Annotated in this window: 20 protein-coding genes; 5 read left to right on the forward strand and 15 right to left on the reverse strand. The window is 70.8% G+C overall.

The window, feature by feature from the left end; genetic code table 11:
- The first annotated feature begins 62 nt into the window (after positions 1 to 62).
- Genes HHX30_RS19265 through HHX30_RS19275 form a run of 3 tightly spaced genes read left to right on the forward strand, consistent with a single transcriptional unit; the run spans position 63 to position 3496 of the window.
- Entirely contained in the window at positions 63 to 848 is a 786-nt protein-coding gene (locus HHX30_RS19265) for a hypothetical protein (RefSeq protein ID WP_169983365.1), read from the forward strand.
- Positions 849 to 857: 9 nt separating this feature from the next.
- Entirely contained in the window at positions 858 to 2744 is a 1887-nt protein-coding gene (locus tag HHX30_RS19270) for a fumarate reductase/succinate dehydrogenase flavoprotein subunit (protein ID WP_169983366.1), read from the forward strand.
- A complete protein-coding gene (locus HHX30_RS19275) occupies positions 2744 to 3496 on the forward strand; it encodes a succinate dehydrogenase/fumarate reductase iron-sulfur subunit (protein WP_169983367.1) in 753 nt (250 codons plus the stop codon). Before HHX30_RS19270 ends, HHX30_RS19275 begins: the two co-directional genes overlap by 1 nt.
- Before the next feature lie 49 nt (positions 3497 to 3545).
- Here the strand turns inward: HHX30_RS19275 and HHX30_RS19280 are convergent, their stop codons facing one another.
- The 14 genes from HHX30_RS19280 to ychF all read right to left on the reverse strand — a co-directional run bounded on the left by HHX30_RS19280 (position 3546) and on the right by ychF (position 20366).
- Positions 3546 to 4529, reverse strand: coding sequence for a hypothetical protein (locus HHX30_RS19280; RefSeq protein ID WP_169983368.1), 984 nt, complete (start codon positions 4527 to 4529; stop codon positions 3546 to 3548).
- Between the two features lie 93 nt (positions 4530 to 4622).
- A complete protein-coding gene (locus tag HHX30_RS19285; RefSeq protein ID WP_169983369.1) occupies positions 4623 to 5021 on the reverse strand; it encodes a (deoxy)nucleoside triphosphate pyrophosphohydrolase in 399 nt (132 codons plus the stop codon).
- Positions 5018 to 6139, reverse strand: coding sequence for a bifunctional lytic transglycosylase/C40 family peptidase (locus HHX30_RS19290; RefSeq protein ID WP_310742142.1), 1122 nt, complete (start codon positions 6137 to 6139; stop codon positions 5018 to 5020). Before HHX30_RS19290 ends, HHX30_RS19285 begins: the two co-directional genes overlap by 4 nt.
- On the reverse strand, positions 6136 to 6774 hold the full coding sequence (locus HHX30_RS19295) for a hypothetical protein (protein WP_169983370.1): 639 nt from the start codon (positions 6772 to 6774) through the stop codon (positions 6136 to 6138). Before HHX30_RS19295 ends, HHX30_RS19290 begins: the two co-directional genes overlap by 4 nt.
- The gene (locus tag HHX30_RS19300; RefSeq protein ID WP_311922608.1) at positions 6774 to 9209 is read right to left on the reverse strand and encodes a type IV secretion system protein; all 2436 of its coding nucleotides are present in this window, start codon (positions 9207 to 9209) and stop codon (positions 6774 to 6776) included. Before HHX30_RS19300 ends, HHX30_RS19295 begins: the two co-directional genes overlap by 1 nt.
- The gene (locus tag HHX30_RS19305) at positions 9206 to 11683 is read right to left on the reverse strand and encodes an ATP-binding protein (RefSeq protein ID WP_169983371.1); all 2478 of its coding nucleotides are present in this window, start codon (positions 11681 to 11683) and stop codon (positions 9206 to 9208) included. The genes HHX30_RS19300 and HHX30_RS19305 overlap by 4 nt, the downstream gene beginning before the upstream one ends.
- Positions 11684 to 11713: 30 nt before the next feature.
- Positions 11714 to 14251, reverse strand: coding sequence for a TcpE family conjugal transfer membrane protein (locus HHX30_RS19310; protein ID WP_169983372.1), 2538 nt, complete (start codon positions 14249 to 14251; stop codon positions 11714 to 11716).
- Positions 14252 to 14273: 22 nt separating this feature from the next.
- On the reverse strand, positions 14274 to 14561 hold the full coding sequence (locus HHX30_RS19315; RefSeq protein ID WP_169983373.1) for a hypothetical protein: 288 nt from the start codon (positions 14559 to 14561) through the stop codon (positions 14274 to 14276).
- Between the two features lie 50 nt (positions 14562 to 14611).
- Positions 14612 to 15622: a conjugal transfer protein gene (locus tag HHX30_RS19320; RefSeq protein ID WP_169983374.1), complete on the reverse strand. Its 1011-nt coding sequence runs from the start codon at positions 15620 to 15622 to the stop codon at positions 14612 to 14614.
- A 361-nt stretch (positions 15623 to 15983) separates the two neighbouring features.
- Positions 15984 to 16859, reverse strand: coding sequence for a hypothetical protein (locus HHX30_RS19325; protein WP_169983375.1), 876 nt, complete (start codon positions 16857 to 16859; stop codon positions 15984 to 15986).
- A gap of 443 nt (positions 16860 to 17302) precedes the next feature.
- Positions 17303 to 18232 (reverse strand): hypothetical protein, encoded by a 930-nt coding sequence (locus tag HHX30_RS19330; RefSeq protein WP_169983376.1) that lies wholly within the window; start codon positions 18230 to 18232, stop codon positions 17303 to 17305.
- Complete coding sequence (locus HHX30_RS19335; protein WP_311922633.1) at positions 18225 to 18722, reverse strand: RNA polymerase sigma factor; 498 nt, start codon at positions 18720 to 18722, stop codon at positions 18225 to 18227. Before HHX30_RS19335 ends, HHX30_RS19330 begins: the two co-directional genes overlap by 8 nt.
- Before the next feature lie 126 nt (positions 18723 to 18848).
- Positions 18849 to 19232 (reverse strand): VOC family protein, encoded by a 384-nt coding sequence (locus HHX30_RS19340; protein WP_169983378.1) that lies wholly within the window; start codon positions 19230 to 19232, stop codon positions 18849 to 18851.
- A gap of 45 nt (positions 19233 to 19277) precedes the next feature.
- Complete coding sequence (gene ychF / locus HHX30_RS19345) at positions 19278 to 20366, reverse strand: redox-regulated ATPase YchF (protein ID WP_169983379.1); 1089 nt, start codon at positions 20364 to 20366, stop codon at positions 19278 to 19280.
- 88 nt (positions 20367 to 20454) lie between these two features.
- Here ychF and HHX30_RS19350 point away from each other — a divergent pair, with 88 nt between their 5' ends.
- Together HHX30_RS19350 and HHX30_RS19355 are read left to right on the forward strand one after the other, a co-directional pair.
- A complete protein-coding gene (locus tag HHX30_RS19350) occupies positions 20455 to 21777 on the forward strand; it encodes a DNA recombination protein RmuC (RefSeq protein WP_169983380.1) in 1323 nt (440 codons plus the stop codon).
- A gap of 10 nt (positions 21778 to 21787) precedes the next feature.
- Positions 21788 to 22276 (forward strand): DUF6542 domain-containing protein, encoded by a 489-nt coding sequence (locus tag HHX30_RS19355; protein WP_169983381.1) that lies wholly within the window; start codon positions 21788 to 21790, stop codon positions 22274 to 22276.
- A gap of 10 nt (positions 22277 to 22286) precedes the next feature.
- Here the strand turns inward: HHX30_RS19355 and HHX30_RS19360 are convergent, their stop codons facing one another.
- Positions 22287 to 23252, reverse strand: coding sequence for a 4-hydroxy-3-methylbut-2-enyl diphosphate reductase (locus HHX30_RS19360; RefSeq protein ID WP_169983382.1), 966 nt, complete (start codon positions 23250 to 23252; stop codon positions 22287 to 22289).
- Positions 23253 to 23346: the final 94 nt, after the last annotated feature.

Here is a 23346-nt window from a genome sequence, read left to right on the forward strand (position 1 = left end):
CCTGAGCAGTACGGCGCGGTCGCTCCGGCGTGCGCGGAGTCAGTGAGGGTGGAAGGTCTCCGATGACCCAGACAACGGCCGAGAGCGCGGCAAGGAAACAGCGCGCGCAGATCAGGGTGCGCACTCTTCGCACCGACCGATGGTGGCTGGCCCCGGCGCTCACGTTCGCCGGGCTCCTGTTGTTCTTGATTTACGGTGTGTGGGCGACCTTTGACGGGAGCTACTTCACCGACCCGTACATTGCGCCCTTCTCGTCGCCGTGTCTGGCGACGTCGTGTCCCGAAGGGGCCCGGTTGTTCGGGTTCGCCCCCTTCGGCGACTGGTATGCGCTGCCGCCCGGGATACTGATCCTCGGACTGCCCGGTGGGTTCCGGCTCACCTGCTACTACTACCGCAAGGCCTACTACCGGTCGTTCTGGCTGTCGCCGCCGGCGTGCGCCGTGGCCGAGCCGCACGGGAAGTACACCGGCGAGACGCGTCTGCCGCTGATCCTGCAGAACATCCACCGCTACTTCTTCTACTTCGCCATCGTCATCGGCCTGATCCTGACGTACGACGCGGTGCTCGCGCTGGTGCACAGGCCCGCCGGGCTGGGCAGCTGGATTCTGCTCGTGAACGCGGCGCTGATCCTCGGCTACACGTTCGGCTGCCACTCGTGCCGTCACATCACCGCCGGGCGCCTGAATCACTTCTCCAAGCACCCGCTGCGCTACAAGGCGTGGACCCTGGTCTCGAAGCTCAACGCCAGGCACCAGCAGTTCGCCTGGGCCTCGTTGTTCTCCGTCATGATCGCCGACCTGTACGTGCGGCTCGTCGCCAAGGGCGTCATCAACTTCCCGTTCGCATAAGGATTTCACGTGGAGCGTCACGAATACGACGTCGTCGTCATCGGAGCCGGTGGAGCGGGACTCCGCGCGGCGATCGAGGCGCGGCAGCAGGGCAAGCGGACGGCCATCGTCTGCAAGTCGCTGTTCGGCAAGGCCCACACGGTCATGGCCGAAGGCGGCGCCGCCGCCGCGATGGGCAACGTCAACAGCAGCGACAACTGGATGGTGCACTTCCGCGACACCATGCGCGGAGGCAAGTTCCTCAACAACTGGCGCATGGCGGAGCTGCACGCCAAGGAGGCCCCGGACCGCGTCTGGGAGCTGGAGGCCTGGGGCGCGCTGTTCGACCGCACCAAGGACGGCAAGATCAGCCAGCGCAACTTCGGCGGCCACGAGTACCCTCGCCTCGCCCACGTCGGCGACCGTACCGGCCTGGAGCTGATCCGCACCCTCCAGCAGCGGGTCGTCGCCCTCCAGCAGGAGGACGAGAAGCTGCACGGCGACCCCGAGGCGTACATCAAGGTCTTCGCCGAGTGCACGATCACCCGCCTGATGAAGGACGGGGACGCGATTTCCGGGGCCTTCGGCTACTGGCGCGAGACGGGCGACTTCATCGTCTTCGACGCCCCCGCCGTGGTGCTGGCCACCGGCGGCATCGGCAAGTCGTACGTCGTCACGTCGAACTCCTGGGAGTACACCGGTGACGGTCACGCGCTGGCCCTGCTCGCCGGCGCGAAGCTCATCAACATGGAGTTCATCCAGTTCCACCCGACGGGCATGGTCTGGCCCCCGTCGGTGCGCGGCATCCTGGTGACGGAGTCGGTGCGCGGCGACGGCGGCGTCCTGCGCAACTCCGAGGGCCGCCGCTTCATGTTCGACTACGTCCCGGACGTGTTCAAGGACAAGTACGCCACGACCGAGGAGGAGGCGGACCGCTGGTACGACGACCAGGCCAACAACCGGCGTCCGCCGGAGCTGCTGCCCCGTGACGAGGTGGCCAGGGCGATCAACGCCGAGGTGAAGGCCGGGCGCGGGTCACCGCAGGGCGGCGTGTTCCTCGACGTGTCCACCCGGCTCCCGGCGGCCGAGATCACCAGGCGGCTGCCGTCGATGCACCACCAGTTCAAGGAGCTGGCGGACGTCGACATCACCAAGGAGCCCATGCAGGTCGGCCCGACCTGCCACTACGTCATGGGCGGCGTCGAGGTGGACGCCGACACCGGCGCGGCGTCGGTCCCCGGGCTGTTCGCGGCCGGCGAGGTCTCCGGCGGCATGCACGGCTCGAACCGCCTCGGCGGCAACTCGCTGTCGGACCTGCTGGTGTTCGGCCGCCGGGCCGGCGCGGGAGCCGCCGCGTACGTGGACGGGCTGGCCAGGCGGCCGGCGGTGACCGGCCTCGACGAGGTCAGGGCCGAGGCGCTGGCCCCGCTGGAGCGCAGCGGCGGGGAGAACCCGTACGAGGTCCACCACGAGCTGCAGCGCACGATGAACGACCTGGTCGGCATCATTCGCAAGTCCGAGGAGATCAGCGAGGCCCTCCAGGTCATCGAGAAGCTCAAGGAGCGGGCCAAGAACTGCGCCTCCTCGGGCAGCCGGATCTACAACCCCGGCTGGCACCTGGCGCTCGACCTGCGGAACATGCTGCTGGTGAGCGAGTGTGTGGCGAAGGCCGCGCTGCTGCGGGAGGAGAGCCGCGGCGGTCACACCCGCGACGACTACCCGGGCATGTCGGCCGAGTGGCGGCGCAGGCTGCTGGTCTGCTCCGCCTCCCAGGACGGCACGTCCATCACGGTCGAGGAGCAGGTCCAGCCGTCCATGCGGGGCGACCTCATCGGTCTGTTCGAGCGCTCCGAGCTGGAGAAGTACCTCACCGAGGAAGAGCTGGCGGAATACGACGCCGCGGTCAAGGAGTCGTGATGGGATACAAGGCGAAGTTCCGCGTCTGGCGCGGTGAGGGCGGCGAGGGCCGCCTGGAGGACTTCACCGTCGAGGTGAACGAGGGCGAGGTCGTCCTCGACGTCATCCACCGGCTCCAGGCCACACAGGCGCCCGACCTCGCGGTCCGCTGGAACTGCAAGGCCGGCAAGTGCGGGTCGTGCTCGATGGAGATCAACGGCAAGCCCCGGCTGGGCTGCATGACCCGGATGTCCACCTTCGAGGAGAGCGAGACCATCACGGTCACGCCGCTGCGGACGTTCCCGGTCATCAAGGACCTGGTGACGGACGTGTCGTTCAACTACCAGAAGGCCCGCGAGGTCCCGTCGTTCACGTCGCCGGCCGACGTGAAGCCGGGCGAGTACCGCATGCAGCAGGTCGACGTCGAGCGGTCTCAGGAGTTCCGCAAGTGCATCGAGTGCTTCATGTGCCAGAACGTCTGCCACGTGATCCGCGACCATGAGGAGAACAAGCCGGCCTTCTCCGGCCCGCGCTACTTCATCCGGATCGCCGAGCTCGACATGCACCCGTACGACGTGGCGGAGCGCAAGGAGTCGGCGCAGGACGAGCACGGCCTCGGCTACTGCAACATCACCAAGTGTTGCACCGAGGTCTGCCCGGAGCACATCAAGATCACCGACAACGCGATCATTCCGATGAAGGAGCGCGTGGTCGACCGGAAGTACGACCCGCTGGTCTGGCTGGGCTCGAAGATCTTCAAGCGTCAGCGCTGAGCCCGGGGAGGAAGCGCCGATCGGCCGGTCCGATCGGCGCTTCTCGTTTTCAGCGGCGGCTGCCCGGCTCCTCGCCGGGGCCGGTGGCCTCGGCCCAGGGGTCGGCCGGGGCGGGATACTGCTGCTGGCCCTGTGCCTGCTGCTGTGCCTGCTGCTGGGCCTGCATCTGGGCGGGGTCCGCCGGCGGATAGCCGTACGGCTGGGCGTAGCCGTACGGCACCGGGTAGCCGTAGGGCTGCTGCGGATACCCCATCGTGTAGTGCTGGACGGGCACGAAGCCGACCATCGGGGCGTAGCCGGGCGTGGCCGCCGGGTACGCCGCCGGCTCGGGAGCCGCCGTCCGCGCCGCGGCCGGGCCTCCTCGCCGTACGGCGGCGGCGTGCGCCATCCTGCGCAGCCGGCCCTCGAAGATCAGCCAGGCGATCAGCGCGATGCCCACGAGCACCCCGGCGGGGATGGCGAGCCGGTGGGCCAGCGTCGGCTTGTCGTACTCCGGAGACGCGTTGCGGATCTCGATCGGCACCGTCTCGGGATCGGGCTGCTCGAACGACGCGCCCGCGGTGGGGGTCTGCTGCGCCACGTCCGGTGACGCGGACGCCTGGGGCAGCTGCACCTGTCCGACGTCCTCCGGGGACGGGGTGGGACTCGGGGTGGAGACCTCGTTCAGCGAGGGGAGCGTCTGCGTGTTCTGCGGCGGGAGGTCCTGCTCCGTGGTGGACGCGGGGGGAGCGGTGGTCGTCGCGGCCGGCTTGGGCGTCTTCGTCTTGGTCGGCTTCGGCGTCGGCGTGATGGTGACGGTCTTGGTCACCACGGGCTCCGCGGTGGGGCTCGCCGCCCCCGAGGGGGTGACCGGCGGCGTCTGGGTGACAGTGACCGTGACGACGGCGCACTGGGGGTCCTGGACGGGGTCGCACGGCTCCACGGGGTCGGCGTTGGCGCCGATCACCGGGCCCATGGCCAGGATCGCCACCGTGGCGATGGCCACGGACGCGACCGCCGAGGACGCGGCTCTCATGTACGCGCGTCCGATCACCGCTCGCCTCCCGTCGGCCCGGCTCCCAAGTCAAGACCGATTGTAGTTCGGTAAAAGGAGGAGCCAAGCCGGATCTTGCGAACGATTCGGCGACTATGTGGTCGCGGAACCGGGCAGCAGCTTCTCGATCGCGGCGACGACCGGCAGGTCCGCCGGAAGCCAGGCGACGTCGTACAACTCGTGCGGCTCCAGCCACCGCAGCTCGAGGTGCTCCAGCGGGCGGGGCACGCCCGTGACGACGGTGGCGAGCCACACGTGCATCAGGTGGCCGCCGGGCAGGGGCCAATCCCCGCCGACGCGGCGGCCGAGGACGACCTGGACGCCGAGCTCCTCCGCGCATTCGCGCACCAGCGCGGCGCGCTCGTCCTCCCCCGGGTCGACCTTCCCGCCGGGGAACTCCCAGCCGCCTCGCAGCTCGGGGGGCGCGGCGCGCTGGGCGGCCAGGAGGCGGCCGTCGCGGACGATCGCGGCGCCGACGACGAGGCGCGTCACGTCACGGCCCGCTTCAGCTGCGCGACGACGGTCTCGTTCTCCAGCGGGCGGGTGAAGCCGACGATGTTCGGCCGGTCGCGGTAGGTCGTGACCTTGATCGGTCCGCACAGCGTGCACCGTGCCTCGATCATCTTCCCGGGCGACACGACCATGCCGACATGCCCGGGATTGTCCGCGGACGTGCCCGGACCGGCGTTGAAGAAGACGAGGTCTCCGGGCCGCTCCTCGCCTTCCTCGATCTTCATGCCGAAGGGCCACTGGCCGAAGGTCGTCCGGGGAATGGTCAGACCCGCGTTCCGGTAGGCCATGTAGATGATCCCCGAGCAGTCGAAGGCGTCCGGGCCGGTGCCGCCCCACCGGTACGGCTTGCCCCGCTGCGCCAGGGCGTACTCGAGGATGTCGCGCACGACGTCGTCGGTGGCGCTGTCGACGTAGCCGGAGTCGCAGGCCGGGTCGGCCTCGGGCGGCACGCCGATGTCCCCGGTCGCCGCGTAGCGTTTGGCGATCTCCAGCACCTGGTCCACGTACCAGGTGGCCCGGTTGTAGACGAAGATCGCCTTTCTGAGGTCGTCGGGCGCGCCGTTGCGCTTGAGCATCTTGGCGGCGCCGAGAATGGCGTCCGCCGGGTTGTAGACGTCGCCGTAGCCGTCCCCGTCGCCGTCGGAGGCGTAGCCGTTGATGCCCGGCTCGATCTTCATCTTGGCCTGGCCGCCCCAGGTGCTGATGAGGAACTGCATCGGCCCGGCGGCCCCCGCGTAGTTGGTGCCGCTGCTCACGCCCGGCAACGTCGAGCGCCCGTGATTCGTCTCCCGCTTGCCGATGGCCGCCAGGACGTTCCACTGCACGCCGATCTGCTTGCCGAACTTCTTGTAGAGCTCTAGGTAGTCCGTCGGGATGTCGCCCTGGGCCGTCTGGGAGACGTCCGCCGTGTCTCCTGTGGCCGCCTCGGCACAGTTCTCGGCCGCGCCGCCGCCGAGGAGGATCGACGGGCTGGGGGTCATCAGGATGATCGAGCCGAACAGCGTGACCGGGACGATCACGACCAGGGCCACGGCGATCGTCCGCCAGTCCCGCCCCGCCGACGCGAGCCTGCGCACGACGCGCGTCGAGGCGGTCACGGCGAGGTGTCCCCGTCCTGGCCGGCGTCGGCCAGTTGCAGGTCGTACACCCGCCAGTCGGTCCCCGCCTTGACCACGGTCACGGCGAACCGCTCCGGCACGTCCTTCTGACCGTTCTTGTCCGTCACGTGGCGGACCGAGTCGACGACGAACGCCACCTGGTTGGCCGTCATGTCGCGGATCGTCGCCACCTTCGCCGACCCCTTCGAGGTCACCTGGTCGGCCTCGTTCTGGTCCACCACCGCGGGGTCGGTGACGGTCCTGGTGAGCTGCCCGGCGAACTCGTCGGTCGCGAACCGCTTCAGCCGGTCGGCGCGGGCCGCCGGCTCCTCACCGGCCGAGAAGGTGCCGTACGCCTCGGTGAAACGGCGCGCCAGGTCGGCCGCCGCGCCGATCTCCTCCCTCGACAGCGGCAGGTACGCGTAGACGTCGAAGGCGCCGGGGGTCGTGGCCACCGGGCTGGGCTCCCGGACCGCCCTCGTCGCCGGAGCGGTGGCCACGACGGACTGCTCCCGCGGCTGCTCGTCGCCCTCGGACGGCGGGGCCATCGTGAGATAGACGCCGACGGCGGCGAGCACCACGACGGCCGCCGCGAAGGCCAGGCCCTTGCCTCGATCGCTGTTCCGGCTTCTCATCAGTCGCCGGAGTCGCGGTCGGCGGGCTTGGCCCAGAACGGGGTCGGCGCGTCGCTGTCGCGTCGTGTGCCCGCTCCCCTGCTCGGCAGCCAGAGCGGGGGCGGCTCGGCCGAACGGGAACGGCTGGAGGACGAGCCGGAGTCGCGTGGCGGGGCGGGGCGGGAACGGCCGCCGTCACTCCGCCGGGACGAACCGCCGAACAGGCCACCCGAGCCACCCGAGCCGCCCGAGCCGCCCGACCTGCTCGGCCCACCGGACCTGCTCGATCCGCCGGACGAGCCGCGCGAGCCGCCGAAGAACCCGCCCGAGCCGCCGCCGGACGGCCGCGGGGACGACGGCCGGGAGGCCCAGCCGCCCGACCTGCCGCTGAACCAGCCGCCACCTGAACCACCGCTCGAACCACCGCTCGAACCACCGCTCGAACCACCGCCCGGGCCGCCGCTCGAACCGCCGCGGGACGGTGCGGCGGACGCGGCTGGCACGCCGGTGACCCGCTGCGGCGGGGCGGCCGGGCTCCCCGCCGACGGCGCCGCCGACGACCCGGTCTGTGGGGCGGACCGGGCCGGGGAGGCGGGCCGAACGCCCGACAGGTTGAGCGGCGGGGCCGTTCCCGGACGGGAGGCGGCGACTCCGGCCTTGCGGCGACCGGCCCCCTGCGCGTCGGCGTCGAGCGGCGCGGGTTGCGCCCCCGCACGTGCTCCGACCTGGGCGGCGACGTTGCCCGCGCCCTCCTCGCCGCGCACGCGTCCCTGTGCCACGCCCGCCGCGGCGGCGGCCGCCGTGCCCGCGCCGGTGGCCATCGCGGCCGCGCCGATGACCGGCTCGGCCTTGCGCAGGCCCCACCGGCCCGCCCGGACCGCCGCCACCGGCGGCAGCGCGTTGGCCGCCCGCGACAGCGTCGGCGCGGCGGTGGCCTCGCCGAGCATCCGGGTGGTGATCGTGTGCCCGTCCATCGAGGCGAACAGATGCTGGAACGGCCGTCTGTAGAAGAAGACCGCGATCGTCATCAGCGCCATGAACAGGATCTGCATGCCCCAGGGCAGGTTGGTCGAGATGATCAGCGCGTAGCCGTACACGAGGATCCCGAGCACCAGGGCCAGCACGGCCTGGCGCAGCAGGGTGCCGACCAGCATCTCCACCCAGCGCATGGCGATGATGCGGCCCGAGCCCGGATGCACGCCGATCAACAGGAAGATCGGCCCGAGCATCAGCAGCAGGAGGAAGCCGACCTTCAGGACGAGCAGCGACACCGCGACGAGGAAGATGAGCAGACCGGCGACCATCGCCGCGATGAACGCGCCGATCGCGATGCCCAGGCGGCTGGTCCAGTCCTTGCCCTGGAAGAGGAAGTACGCCGGGGTGCTCTCCAGCGGCTTGGCGACCTCCTCCTCGAACCGCTTCTGGTGGGAGTCGGAGGCCGGCGTCTGCCTGTCCGCCTGTTCCGCCGCGTCGATCGCCTGAATTCCGAGCAGCTTCGCGCCGAGGCCCTTGACGAGACCGGCGTCGGGATCGGCCGTGCCGAACTCGCCCATCAGCCACGGCTTGCAGACCAGGACCGACCACAGCGCGTCGGCGTTCTGCGCCACGCCGGGCGTGCCCTGGCGGCCGTAGCCACCCGCGGTGGGCTCGCTCGGCACCTCGCCGGGCGCGGTCTCCTTCATCGGCAGACAGGACGCGCCACCCGCCCCGGGCAGCCCCGAGAACGCGGAGTTGACGATCTCGCCGGTCTTGTCGGTCACGGTCTTGCCGAGGCTGGTGAAGTCACCCGGGCGGCTGAAGAACCAGATCGCGACCGTGACGGCGAGGACCATCCAGATGACGCCCTCGGTGGTGGTCGTCGCGCGCTTGCGGATCAGGCCGTACCACGCCAGCCAGATCGCGCCGAGGATGACGATCGGCCGCAGGTACGGCCAGTACATCGCGTTGGCGAGGTTGGTGACGATCTCGTCGGCGACTTCCTTGATGGGCTGCAGCGGGCCCTCGGTGGCCGCCGCCTGGTAGGTGCTGATCGTCAGCCGGTCGACGGCCTTGGCCCAGGAGAAGACCGTGTTGGCCCAGGCGTTGCCGAGCACGGCCGTGACGTCGGAACACCCCAGGTCGTAGGTGTGCCAGAACTGGCCGGCCATGCCGTACCGCTCGTAGTTGGTCGCCGGTTCCTTCGGCGTCTGTGCGGTGTTCTGGCCGTCGGCCGCGCTCACGTCCCCGGCCGGCGGCTGGACCAGCCCGTCGACGCCGCCGCCCACGATCTCCGGGGCGAGGGCCGGCGACAGGTCGCAGGGCCCGACGGCGCTCGCCGTGTCCGCCGGGAAGACCAGCGGAAGCGTCACGAACGCCGCGAAGGCGACGAACAGCAGGGCCAGGGTCCGGCGGACCCGCCTGCCTCGTCCGCCGCCCTCTCTGGTGCGACCTCTGGGACCGTTCCTGCGCACGCTCACGATCGCACCTCCTGCGTGACCCCCGACCGACCGGAGCCCCCGTCAAGAAGATCATGCACGTTCTCGTTGGGTTTGTCGTGTGTCGGATTGGTGTCGAGCCAGCGCAGCAGTTCCTCCGAGATAAGGTCCACCCCGATACGGCCTGCCCGGCCGTCCAGATCCCGGAAGACGCACTCCCCGTTGCCCAGGGAGCGCAGCACCGCCTTGTGCTCCTCCGACGGGTCCACGCCGAGGAGCTCCATCACGTGCTCGACCTCCACGCGTTCGGTCGATCGGAACGCGAAGACCGACGACAGACAGTTGGTCACCTGCTCGTTGAGCAGGTCACCGGCGTTCTGCGAGACCAGGACGAGCGCCGTGTTGCGCGAGCGGCCCATCCGGGAGACCTCGGGCACGAGCTTGGCGCCCTCGGGCGTGGACGTGATCGCCCACGCCTCGTCGAGGAAGATCGCCTTCGGCGTGCGCCGGTCGAGCCCGTTCATCAGGCGGCGCGCGAACTGCGACACCAGGTAGAGCAGCGCGACCGACAGCCGCTGCTCGTAGGAGTAGTCGTCCCTGGCCGTCATCACGTCGGGCAGCGTGAGGCCGCCGAGCGTGAACACGGTCGTCCAGCCCTCGGTGTCGATCTGCTCGCCGCCGGAGGCGTCGAAGCACAGCCGGGCCAGGTGCATCTCCGACATCGACCGGAGCACGGCCCCCAGGTTCTTGGACGCCGGGTCGGTCGACTGCTCCAGGTGGTCGACCACCTTGCCCAGCGAGGGGTCGGGTTCGTTGGAGATCGCGGCGACCGCCTGGATCATGGCGGACTCACGCTCCTCGGACATCCTCGGCAGCAGCAGTCGCAGGGTCTCGGTCGCCATCGTCTTCTTCGTCGCGATGTCGTCGCCGAACGAGAACGGGTCGAGCAGGCCCGGCGCGGCCGACCCCAGCGGGATGACCCGCGCCTTGCGGCCCCGCCGTTGCAGCAGCCGTACGAGCGACTCGGCGTCGCCCTTGGGGTCGATGACCGCGATCGTGACGCCGCGCAGCGCCATCTGGTAGATCAGCAGCAACGCGAGCGTGGTCTTGCCGCCGCCCGGCTCACCGGTGATCGCGATGGCGGTCGGGCGGTTGCGCGCCGCCGCGACGAGCGGGTCGAAGTGCACGATACTGCGGGCCCGTCCCAGCGTCTCCCCGACGTACGGCCCGATCCATCCGGCGTTCGACTCGTCCACCCGGTCGCCGAGCTCGACGGTCGCGGTGGCCATGCCGCCCGCGATCGTGCGCAGCGGCTGCCGCTGGGCGTACGCGTTGACCCGCAGCCGCTCGCCCGGAAGTGCCTCGCAGAACAGCGAGAACTGGTCGCCGGTGGAGTTGACGACGTCGATGCCGATGTCGCGGTAGTGCTCCACGACGGCCTCGACGCGCTGCACGCACATCTCCTCGGTCGGCGCGCTGACGCTGAGCCGGTGCCAGCCGTACACGAACGGCAGGCGCTCCTTGGTGATGCCGTGCTCCAGCATGCGGGCGGCGTCGATCTGCTCGGCCAGCGCGAGCGGCGCCTCGGCGCCCGCCTCGCGGATGTGGATGTCCATGTCGCGCGCGTGGGCCAGCTTGCGCGCCACGTCCTTGCTCGCCCTGACCGGGGGGATCAGCCGCATCCGGCTGGAGACCTCCACCGGGAACGGCAACTGGTCGGCGAAGTGCAGCCACGGCTCCCCGTCGGGGAACGGCATCAGGTCGGGGAACCGGGCGAACGACAGGTGCGCGGTCCAGGAGTCTCCGGCCGGCTGCTCGATGCGCAGCAGCGACCTGCCGTTGTGGATCTGCCCCTCGACCAGCGACTCGATCTCGCCCTTGCCCCACCTGCGGCGCGGCGTGGCCGAGGGCAGCGGCTCACCGAGGCCGCCCGCCGCCGCGTGCTGGTACAGCCAGGCGATCTCCGTGGAGGTGGCGTGGCGGGCGTACAACGCGCTGGAGGCGAGCGCCCGGCCGAGCCGTTCCGCGGCCTCGGTCCACCGGGCGATCTCCTTGTCCGGCACGTGGTCGTCCTCGATGCCGAGCGTCTTCTCGCCGCGCTGGTAGAAGCCGAAGAGCTGGGCCAGCACGCCCGTGCCGAGCTGCGCGCCGCGCGGCCCGAGCCGTACGCCGAGGTAGATCTCCTTGCTCCAGAAGTCCTTCGCCCAGACGTGGCGGTACATCTCCTCCAGGTACTCCCGCCAGCCCGGGCCCTCGTCCGATGTCGAGTTGAGCGCCATCGCCCACTCGGCGGCCGGATAGGCCCGGTGCGCGATCCGCAGGTGCACCTCGGCGTCCTGCATCCTGATCGCGGCCAGCGCGATCGTGATGTTGGTGGCCAGCGCCTCGCGCTCCTCGGGGGTGAGGAACTCGTAACTCACCGTCGGCAGCCGGAAGTAGGCCCAGGCCGCCGAGTCGGTGAGGAGAACGCGATCGTCGAAGTAACGCACCGCGAGGCGACTGCGCGCCCTGCTCATCGACCTCTCACCAGCTTCCTCGCTCGCCCCTCATCTGGCCACCTCCTGCTTGGCCTGGACAGTCGCCAGGCCGCTAACGATCACACCCGCAAGCGCAACGTACGCCCTGCGGCCGCCTATTCGGAGGTGATTGACGTCGACCGGTCCCGGCCGCCCGGGAGCCAGCTCGTCCTCCCAGGGCACCCGGACGATGGCCCGGCAGCGGCCGCTGGCCACCGCCTCGGCCTGCTCCACCTCGGGGAGGCTGCGGCGGCTCACGCCGTTGATCACCATCACGGCGCGGCGCCGCAGGTCGGAGCAGCCGTGCCCATCGAGCCACTCGTAGGTCATCGCCACCGCCTCGGAGGCGTCCTCGCTCGCGGGGGCGACCAGCACGAGCTGGTCGGCGTACGGCAGGAGCCGGGCCGCCAGCGCGGCCGCGGGGTCGATCACGGTAAGCCGGTAGTGCCGGTCGAGCGCGGCGAGCGTCCTGCGCCAGTCGGCCAGGAAGGCGCGGTCCGCCAGGCGCTGCGTCACCCGGTCGTCGGTGTCCGCCCCGACGACCTCCAGTCCCGATTCGCAGCGCGTCGTGTACGCCCGCATGCCGAGGTAGCCGGTCACCTCTTCCGAGCTCTCGATGAGCGAGCTCAGCGTCTCGGGCGAGTCGGCGGCGATCCTCGTCGTGAGGGTGTCCTCTCCGGTGTTCGCGTCGAGCGCGAGCACGCGGTCCTCCCGGTAACGGGCCAGCGTGTGGCCCAGCATTAACGCCGTGGTCGTCTGCCCGGCGCCGCCCGTGCAGCCGAGCACCATGATCCGGCTGCTGCTGGTGAGCGGGACGCGGGCCCGGGCCTCGTCGACCTCCATGCCGTCCGTACGGCTGCCGCCCACGACGACCTGTGCCAGGCGCCGCCAGCCGCCCGAGGTGTCACGGCCGACTACGGCCTCGACGCGGCGCAGCCGCGGCGGCTCCTCGTGCGCCGGCCTGCCGGGGGTGGTCCTGTGCGCGGCGGGCAGCGACGGCCGGGCGGGACCGGCAGGGCCGGCCGCCCGGGGTCCCGCGGGCACGGCCCGGATCGACACCCCCGCGGGGGCCGCGGGAGGCGTCACGGCGGGGCCGGCGCCGGTGCCGCCGGGGGTGGTGCCACGGGGGGCGCCCCCGGCACTCTCGTACGGCCGGGACCCCGGTGTGTGCGTCCCCTCCCGCGCGGCGTCCGGGGAGGAGCCGGCGTCGGCCATCGTGGGCTCCGCCGGAAGGTCCGTCGCGGCGGGAGCGACCGTCGCGGGCTCGTCCGTCTCCGCGTCTCCCGTCTCCGCGTCTCCCGTCTCCGCGTCTCCCGTGGCCGCGTCTTCGGTGGCCGCGGGCGCTTCGTCCGCCGCCGGAGGCGTCCGCTCCGGCTCCGGTGAGGATGTCCGGGACGTCTCGCCCCAGGCGTCTCCCGGCACCCGTGGCCGTACGAGCCGCGGCGGCCGGCCCTTGCGATGCTGTTCGAGCGCCTCGGCGTCCCGCTCGCCACCGGCGGACTCCTGGGGCGCGGACGGCGCCTCCTCCGTCTGTGCCTCCTCCCCCGGTGTCTCCTCCGCCGGTGTCTCCTCCGCCGGTTTCTCCTCCGCCGCCTGCTCGCCGGGCCGCGGGGGCGCCTCGGCGAAGGGCGTCACACCGGAGTGCCCTATGGCGCGGGGTTCGGCCGAAGCGGCGAGCCGGCGCAGACGGCGCAGCGCCTCCGTGCCGATGGGCGGGACGGCGGGCGCGTCCGGAGCCTCGGCGGGAGCTGCGGGAGCGGCGTGCGAGGCCGCAGTGACGGGGCCCCGCTCGTGGCCCTCGTGCCTCTCGTGGCTCTCGCTCTCGTGCTGCTGCTCGCGCTCACGTTCCGGGCCGGTGGCGTGGCCGCCCCGCGCCTCCTCACGTACGGGAGGTGCGGACGGCTCCGGGAGGTAGAGGACGCGCTCACCGGTGGCGCCGGCACCGCCGCGGGCGGTCTTGGCCGAGGTGGTGGCCGGGATGGGGGCCGGGGTGTCGGCGACGACCGGTGTGGCGGCGGCAGCGGCGGCCGCCACGGCCGGGCGTACCACGCGTGAGGGGTCCACCTGACGCGCGCCCGCTCGCACGGCGGCCCCCGAGGCCGGCCGTGCGCCGGTTGCGGAGACCTCCGGGACCGGCACCTTGACCGAGACGGCACGGCGCGCCTTGCGGGCCGCCCTGCCGTTCCCCGTCACGGCCGGCGGCGTGGTCCGCCAGACGCGCGCCGTGAGTGCGACCTCGTCCGGCTCGTCGAACGGGGCCATCCGGCACCACGTCCGGGGCTCGCTCATGTAGCGGAGCTGTGACTGAAGCAGCTCGGTGAGGCGCTTGCTCTCGATGACGGGACGGGTGGACAGCCAGGTGAGCACGCCGGGGGGAACCAGGTAGATGACGTGCCACGGGGCCGCGAAGGGCAGGCCGATCAGGTAGAGGAAGACCCACCACGGCACGGAGACACCCACGAACACACCGATCCAGACGACCGGAAGCGGCATCGGCAGCCGTAGGTCGTACAGCTTGTACAGCCGCTTCTCGATGCGCCAGATATTGGTATATGTGGGCAGATCCACCCCGAACCTCCTCTCCGCCCGCTCACTTGATGCCAAGTGCGCCCGCGATCGCCTTCGCCGTCACCTCGATGATGTTGGGAACGTAGAAGATCACGCCGATCGCGATCGCCAGGATGATGAACTGGACGAACCTGGTGATCTCGCGGGTGAAGAGGAAGAAGAGCGCCACGACGGAGACGACCGCGAGGAAGAGCGGAGCGAAGAACTTCCGGAGGAAGTCGGCGAGACCCTCGGTGTTGATGCCCGTCGCCGGGGCCGGCGACGGCGCGGCCAGATCAAGCACGTGGTCCGCGATGGTCTTCAGTATCAACTCTCGCCCTCCCGGGGGTATGGATCAGCGATGTCTTTGCCGGGCATGCGCTACCCCACGGACCGGTTCGCACCCTGGATGTCCCTGACGAACCACTTGCCGCCCTGCTTTTCGATCGTCAACTGATAGGCCTGCTCGAGACCGGCGGGCTGCGCCGCAGGGTCCTGCGACGGACTCGCCAGTGCCGCCTGCTCGCCGGACGCCACCGCCCACACGACCACCGCCGTGACCTTCCTGCTGTCGGTGCCGCCCGGCGGGACCACGACGTCCTTCAGCTCGGCGAGGGTGAACTCGCCGCCGAACCCGTTGACGGTGACCCCGCTCGCGACGTACCGCTGCAGGTCGACCTGGTTGCCCGCGGCGTACGCCTTGAAGAAGCCTTCGAGCTGGGGACGCAGTTCGGCCTCGGTGGTGGAGTCGCGGTCGGGGTCCGGGAGCTGCGGCAGGCCGGCCGGCCCCGGCGCGGGCAGCAGGGCCGGTTGGGCCGCAACCACGAACCTGCCGTTTTCGTAGTAGACCGGCACGGACAGCAGCCCACGGCTGCCTCCGGACTGGTACGTCACCGTCACCCGGGCGTTGTGGTCGTCGACGACGTCGATCCCGGCGAACTGGAAGGCCCCGGCCGACATGCGCCCGTAGCCGTTCCAGCCGAACTGGTCGTCCGCGCCCTCCGGCAGGAACGACTTCAGCCGTTCCGCGCGCTGCTGGGGGTTGGCCGCGTCGTAGTTGAGGTAGACCGCCGCGAACTGGTTGGCGAAGGCCGCCGCCTGCGTCGCCGGGAACCCGGAGGTGGCCGTCCCGGCCGGCGTCGAGGGGGCGCCGTCGTCCTGCAGGGAGCGCTCGAACACCGCACGGACGCCGTTGACCACGATGACGACGATCAGCGCCCAGAGGATGACCCGCCCGGTCCAGACGAGCCAGCGGCCTCCGCCGCCGCTCCAGCCTCTGCGGCGGGGGGCCGCGGCGCGCGCCGCGCTCGCCGGATCGAAGCCTTCCAGTGGGTACGGGTCAGGGTCGCCAGCGATCCGCGGATCCTGCTGGACGTCTGACCTGCGAGCCATCACGCCTCCGCTCGCGCCGATCCCTCCGGCTGGCGCGGTTTCCTCTTGCTCTCGATCCGGTTAACCGCATTGAAGTATTCACCCTAGCGGTCTCGCCAATTCTTCCAGGTAAGCCACGCCCATGGTGCAAGCATCGCCGCGACCGAGCAAACCGGGTCCACATCCCGTCGAGACGCCCCACGCCTATCCACTCCGCGGAAAAGCACGTTACGCCTGGCCAGCCGGGGCATCGATTACCTAACCGCCACCTATTGCTGTCTTCGCAGCTCGCAGGCATATCGAAACCGACCGCACCCCCGCACCCGGACAGCCGACGGCCCCGCGCGAAGCGGGGCCGTCGTGTCGTGAACGGGCCTGCGCCCTACTGGCACGCCTCCGAGGAGGACGACTCGATCGAGGTTTCCGGGATACCCGCCGGCGGCGCGCTCTCCGGACCCGTGATCGTGGGCGGGATGCCCGCCGGCGGCGCGCTCTCCGGACCCGTGATCGTGGGCGGGATGCTCTCCGGCGCGCTTCCCAGAGCGCTCTCCGGAGCACTTTCCGGAGCACTTTCCGGAGCGCTCTGCGGCAGCGAGGAGCTCTGCGACTCGCTCGCCGACGACTGCGTCTCCGACAGCTGCTGCTGTGCGTGCAGGGACATCTGCTCGATGCGCTGCTGCGCGTTCATCGCCTCCTGCATGATCTGCTGCTTGGCGCTGCTCGCCTCGTCCCTGATGGTCTGCCGGGCCTCCTCCGCCATCTGCTCCATCGACGCGGCCGGGAACGCCTCGCTCCGCAGGCTCGCGCCGGCTGAAGACTCGCTGCGCCACGACGAGCCGCTGGAACCGCTGTACTGCCGTGCGGACCACTGCGCCGGGAACTGCTCGCGGACCGTGACCGAGACGGTCCGCGGCAGCGCCGAGGCGGACATCTGCGGCATGGAGACGGTGAGCTGCGGCGCCTGGGGCACCAGGCCGGTCGGCGGGAGCACCTCAGGGGCGAAGACCGGCGCGCTCTCCGCGATCAGCGGCGCGCTGATCAGCGGAGCCGAGATCGTCCTGGCCTGGGATGCGGACTCCGTCGCCAGCAGCGGCTCGCTGACGGTGTACGACGTCACCCGCACAGATCCGCCGGGCTCACCCGCCTGCGGGGCGCCGGTGGCCGCGGAGGCGGTGCCGCCGAGCAGCGCGATTCCGCCGGCCGTGAAGGTCGAGGCGACAATCGCCGCGAGAGCGAGCTGTCTGGATTTCCGGTGCATGGTCCCCTCCTTGGGCCCGATCGGGGCCTCGGCAGGTCAGGCCACCTGGGCTTTTCCCGGTGCCCGAATTCGGCCGTCTCCCTTCCGCCCACGCCGGATTACGGCACCGATGGAATTTGTCACGAAAAGGGAGAATTCACGGGCGACTTCGCGCCCAAACGGCCTCATCTCGATGCTTCAACGAGCCTCCCGAATGCGTCTAGGGCAGTTGGCCCAAGCGTTTCCGCAGGCCATGGAGGATCTGACCGGCGGGAGGGCTGCGGCAGGTGATGCCCCAGGGTGGTTTGCGGCTTCTTATACGCCAGAGCAGTCTGAGATGGTCCGGCCCTGATCGTCGCCAGGTTCCGGCACCCGGAGAACGGCGAGCCCGCCGCTCACGCCCGATGGCGGGTCCCCGCCACCGTGACCGCCGCTTTGCGTGATCCCCCGTCCCCGCCGACCGGCTACGGCCGTTCGAGATCGTAGGTGACGTCCGCCACGCGAACCGTCCGGACCAGCGGATCCTCGATGATCTTCCGCAGTTGCCCGACCGTCGCCAACGAGTCCACGTAGGCGTAGGCCAGGCCGTCGTTCGCCGCCTTGCGCAGCCGGGCCAGGCTCAAATCGAAGTCGTGCAGGTTGTCGTCGTCGTAGTCCTTCAGGATGCCCACCCAGCGGCGGAAGTTCGCGAGGTCCAGCTTGATCGCATCGTCGGGCTCGATCCAGCCTTCCGGCACCGGGGCCCGGTCCCACATCGTCAGTCCTCCCCACGTGATGGGGATCGACCTGGGACGCCGTTCGAAGACCACCTTCTCGGCGATCGACTTGTACCCGGCGGTGAAGGCGGCCAGCTCATCGGTGGTGAGCGGTTTGGCGAACTCGACCACCGCCAGCGCGTTGAGCCCCTCCGGGAGCCTGGCCAGCACCTTGCGGCCGTCCTCCTTGGGCTGATTGCCCGTGCCCACGTTGATCAGCGCCCTGCTCAGCGTGGTGCCGGCGTAGGTGCCGAGTGGGAGCCTGCCCACGTGACCGAAGAAATCCTGCGTGACGACATGCTCCACGCCGCCGTAACCGTCGGCGAAACCTCCGACGGCCCGCATCGGCCTGACGGCCACCGTGAACGACATCGACAACGGTGCGGTGGCACCCCGCTCCCGAACTTCGATGTCGTAGCCGGGATTGTAGATCTTGAAGGCGGTGCCCAGCACGTCGGTCATGCGCAGTTCCCGGTCGCCGCGCCGCTGCACCAGGCCAGAGCCCGCGGTCGCCGCCAGGACGAGGGCGAGCAGTGCCGCCAGCACCGTGATCGCGGTGCGGACGACACCGCGCCGGACGGCCCGTCGGGTCGCCTTCTGATCGAAGTCGGGCATGGGCGGCAGCAGATCGTCAGTCATGAGGAACTCCGTAGAGATCGGCGAAGGCGGTCCTGGCCCGCCACACGGCCGTTTTGATCGTGGTGTGCTTCTTGCCGGTCATCGCGGCCACCTCGACCAGGGAGAAGCCCTCGAAGTAGACCAAGGTGAGCAGCCTGCGATGCTCCTCGGACAGCCGTTCCAGGACATCGCGCACGGCCAGCGACTCGGCGTGCAGCGCGGGCACGCCGAGCTCGTCGGGATGGGGCAGGCCCAGTTCGCGGCGGTGGCGCCGGAGATGGTCGACCAGGACGTTGCGGGCGATGGTGAGCAGCCATGCCGCCGGGTTCTCACCGCGCCAGCCGAGCAGCGCCCTCGTCGCCTTGACGAACGTCTCCTGGGCCAGGTCCTCGGCGAGATGGGGGTCGCGGGTGCGGCGTAGAAGGAACCCGCACACGAGCGCCCAGTGCTCGCGGTACAGCTCCTCGATGATGATGCCCCCCGCGTTCTTGTGTCTGTCACAACAGACCAGACGCGATCGGGGCGGGAATGGTCACACCGCTCTCTAGCGGGGTGAAGGGTGACGGCTCAGCCGCCTATGCCGCCGGTCTCGGGGTCCTTCCGCACCCAGGGGCCACCGGACCGGTCGCCCGGGTCCTCAGAGGGGCTGGAGCCGGGCGTGCAGGAGGCAGAACTCGTTGCCTTCCGGGTCGGCCAGGACGTGCCAGTTCTCGGCGCCGGTCTGGCCGACGTCGGCGGGCCTGGCGCCGAGAGCGAGCAGCCGCTCCAGCTCGGCGTCCTGGTCGCGGTCGGTGGCGTTGACGTCGATGTGCAGCCGGAGCTTCCCGGTCCGCGGGGCGCTGCTGGGGCTGAGGATGAGGGTGGGCTGCGGGCCGCCGAAGCCGGTGTCGGGCGGCCCGATCTCGATGCTCCCGTCGTCTTCCCTGCCGAGTTCGACGTAGCCGAGGACCTTGCTCCAGAACTCGGCGAGCCGTTCAGGATCGGCGGCGTCGATGACGAGCTCACTGATGCGGCATGCCATGCCCGACAGTGTACGTAGACGACCCGGGAGTCGATCTACACCGGTTCAGACGTTGAAGCGGAACTCCACGACGTCGCCGTCGCGCATCACGTAGTCCTTGCCCTCGATCCTGGCCTTGCCCGCGGCCCGGGCGGCGGTCATCGAGCCCGCCTCCACCAGGTCGTCGAACGAGATGACCTCGGCCTTGATGAAACCGCGCTGGAAGTCGGTGTGGATGACCCCGGCGGCCTCGGGAGCGGTGGCGCCCTTGCGGATCGTCCAGGCCCGGGCCTCCTTGGGCCCGGCGGTCAGGTACGTCTGCAGGCCCAGCGTCTCGAAGCCGACCCGGGCGAGCTGGGCGAGGCCGGACTCCTCCTGGCCGACCGACTGCAGCAGTTCCAGCGCCTCGTCGTCGGGCAGCTCCACCAGCTCGGACTCGATCTTGGCGTCGAGGAACACGGCCTCCGCCGGCGCCACGAGCGCGGAGAGCTTGGCCCGCAGGTCGGCGTCGGTCAGCTCGTCGGCGTCGAGGTTGAAGACGTACAGGAACGGCTTGGCCGTGAGGAGGTGGAGCTCGCGCAGGTCGGCGAGGTCGATCCCGGCCGCCTTGCCCCCGGCGTACAGGGTGGTGCCGGTGTCGAGCAGCTTCGCCGCGGCCTCGGCGGCCTCCAGGAGGACCTTGCGGTCCTTGTTGGTGCGCGCCTCCTTCTGCAGGCGGGGCAGCGCCTTCTCGATCGTCTGCAGGTCGGCGAGGATCAGCTCGGTGTTGATCGTCTCGATGTCGCGCTCGGGCGCCACCTCACCGTCCACGTGGGTGACGTCGGGGTCGGAGAAGACCCGGATGACCTGGCAGATCGCGTCGGTCTCGCGGATGTTGGCGAGGAACTGGTTGCCCCTGCCCTGCCCCTCCGAGGCGCCCTTCACCAGGCCCGCGATGTCGACGAACTCGACCTTGGCCGGGAGGATTCGTGCGGAACCGTAGATCTCCGCCAGCTTGTCCAGACGCGGGTCGGGCACGCCGACGATGCCCACGTTCGGCTCGATCGTGGCGAACGGGTAGTTGGCCGCCAAGGCGTTCGCGCTCTTGGTCAGGGCGTTGAAAAGCGTGGACTTGCCGACGTTGGGCAGGCCGACGATGCCGATGCTCAGGCTCACGTACCCCGAGTTTAGGGGGCTCGGTGGGTGCGCCGGACATCGACGGCCTCGGCCCACTGCCAGGCGCGCCTCCCTGTTTGGCACGCCAATGCCTGAAATCATCCAGACCGTGGATGTCGTGGCACTCGTACTGGGACTCGCCGTGGGGCTGGTGATCGGCCTCGCGCTGGCCGCCGCACGGACCGCGGGCCGTGCCGCCCAGGAGGCCGCCAGGGTGGCCGAGGCCGAGGCGAGGACGCGGGCGGCCGAGGACAAGGTGGCCTACATGGAGAACCAGCTCACCGAGCGGTTCCAGGCCATCTCCGCGCATGCCCTCGACGTGGCCAACCTGCGCTTCCTCGAACTCGCGGAAAACCGGCTGAACACCACGAGGGCCGAGGCCGCAGGCGATCTCGACCAGCGCAGGCAGGCGGTCGAGAACCTGGTCGCGCCGCTGCGGGAGACCCTCGCCAAGGTGGAGAGCCAGCTCAGGGAGAGCGAGTCGGGCGCCCGCGCCGCCCGCGCCGAGCTGAGCAAGCAGATGGAGTTCGTACGGCAGAGTTCCGAGCGGCTCAAGGCGCAGACGGACGCGCTGGTGCGGGCGCTGCAGCGGCCGGAGGCGCGGGGGCGCTGGGGAGAGCTGCAGCTGCGCCGGGTGGCGGAGATCGCCGGGATGGCCCGCTTCTGCGACTTCGACGAGCAGGTGAGCGCCGTCACCCGCGACGGCGTGGTCCGGCCCGACATGGTCGTACGGCTCAGCGGCGGCAAGAACGTCATCGTGGACGCGAAGGTGTCGCTCGCCGCCTACCTGGACGCGGCCGAGGCCGCCGATTCCGACTTCGCCTCGGCGCGGCTGGACGCCCACGCGCGGCACCTGCGCGAGCACGTGGACCGGTTAGCCGCCAAGTCCTACTGGCAGGCGTTCAGCCCGTCGCCCGAGTTCGTGGTCCTGTTCATCCCCGGCGAGGCGTTCCTCGCGCCCGCCCTGGAGCGCGATCCGGGGCTGCTGGAGTACGCCATGCGCAGGCGCGTCCACATCGCCACTCCGACGACGCTCGTCACGATGCTCCGCACCGCGCAGTACGCCTGGCAGCAGACCGCGGTCAGCGAGAACGCCAAGGCCGTCTTCGATCTCGGCAAGGAACTGTACGACCGGCTCGGCGGCCTCGGGCGGCACGTGGACAGCCTGGGCAAGGCGCTCACCCGAGCGGTCACCGCGTACAACCAGACGGTCGGCTCGCTGGAGAGCCGGGTCCTGGTCAGCGCGCGGAGGATGAACGACCTCGGCCTCGTGGACTACTCGCTCGACGCCCCGGCGGCGGTGGAGGAGGTCCCCCGGCCGGTCGCCATCCCGGAACTCGAAGGTGAAGAGCGGGTAAGCCCCCCACCCCCGCATCCTCAGAACGGTAAATTGACGCGAGACTTGTCGTAAGGGGGGCCCGATGACAGGCACCGGTCGAGCGGGGCTGCGGCTGACCGCTCGGGGGGCGATCGTCATGCTCTTCGTGATCACGCTGGTGGGCGTGCCGTTCCTGCCCGGGCCCGTGTTCGTGGCCGGCTGCCTCGCGGCGGCCCTGCTGGTGCGGCCCCGGGACCTGCTGCCGCTGGTGGTGACGCCTCCGCTGGTCTTCTTCGCCGCGGCCCTGCTGGTGGAGCTCGTACGGGCGCTCGGCTCCGGTTCGATGCTCAAGACGTTCGGGCTCGGCATGTTCACCGTGCTGTCGTCCGGCGCGCCGTGGCTGTTCCTCGGGTCCGCGCTGGCCCTGGGGGTCGCGTGGTTCCGCGGCCTGCCCGCCAACTTCAGGGAGCTGCGCGGTGCGCCGGCGCCCAGCGCGGCGCCGGCCTCCCGCTCCCGCCGTGGCCGCGCGTTCGACCCCGAGCCCGAGGGCTACTTCGAGCCCCGCGTGTACGGCAGGGCCGCCGACGAGTGACCCCGGCGGGTCAGACCGCGCGGAGGTCCTTGCGGAGCTCGTGTGGCAGGGCGAAACGCATGCTCTCCTGCACCGACTCGACCTCCTCGACGTCGGTGAAACCGTGGCCGGCCAGCTTGGCGAGCACGCCCTCCACCAGTTCCTCCGGGACGGAGGCGCCGCTCGTCAGGCCGACCGTGCGCACACCCTCCAGCCACTCGTCCCGTACGAACGAGGCGTCGTCGACCAGGTAGGCGGCGGCGGCGCCGTAGTCCTTGGCGACCTCGACCAGCCGCTTGGAGTTGGAGGAGTTGGCCGAGCCGACGACGATGACCAGGTCGGATTCGGCGGCGATCCGCTTGACGGCCGTCTGCCTGTTGGAGGTGGCGTAGCAGATGTCGTCGCTCGGCGGGTCGATGAGGTTCGGGAACCGCGTCCGCAGCCGTGCGACCGTCTCGGTGGTCTCGTCCACCGACAGGGTCGTCTGGGAGAGCCAGACCACCTTCTCCGGGTCGCGTACGGACACTCCGTCGACGCCGTCGAGACCGTCCACGAGCTGGATGTGCTCCGGCGCCTCGCCCGCGGTGCCCTCGACCTCCTCGTGCCCCTCGTGTCCGATGAGCAGGATGTCGTAGTCCTTGGCCGCGAACCTCTTGGCCTCGTTGTGCACCTTGGTCACCAGCGGGCACGTCGCGTCGACGGTGCGCAGACGGCGGCTCGCGGCCTCCTCGTGCACGGCCGGCGCGACGCCGTGGGCGGAGAAGACCACGATGGCGCCCTCGGGGACCTCCTCGGTCTCCTCCACGAAGACGGCGCCGCGCTCCTCCAGCGTCTTCACGACGTGGGTGTTGTGCACGATCTGCTTGCGTACGTAGATGGGCGCGCCATACTGCTCCAGCGCACGTTCCACCGCCTGCACCGCGCGGTCGACCCCCGCGCAGTAGCCGCGGGGCTTGGCGACCAGGACACGGCGGGTCGCTGATGTCTGCACGTCCATGTTCCTATGCTATGTGGAACGCGAGCCGCTTCTTGACCCTGGTCTTGCAAGACTGGGCGTACCAGATACACATCTCCCCGGGAGCCGAAATGTC

Origin of the sequence: Microbispora sp. H10836 (assembly GCF_012999525.1) — a bacterium.
Taxonomy (GTDB): domain Bacteria; phylum Actinomycetota; class Actinomycetes; order Streptosporangiales; family Streptosporangiaceae; genus Microbispora.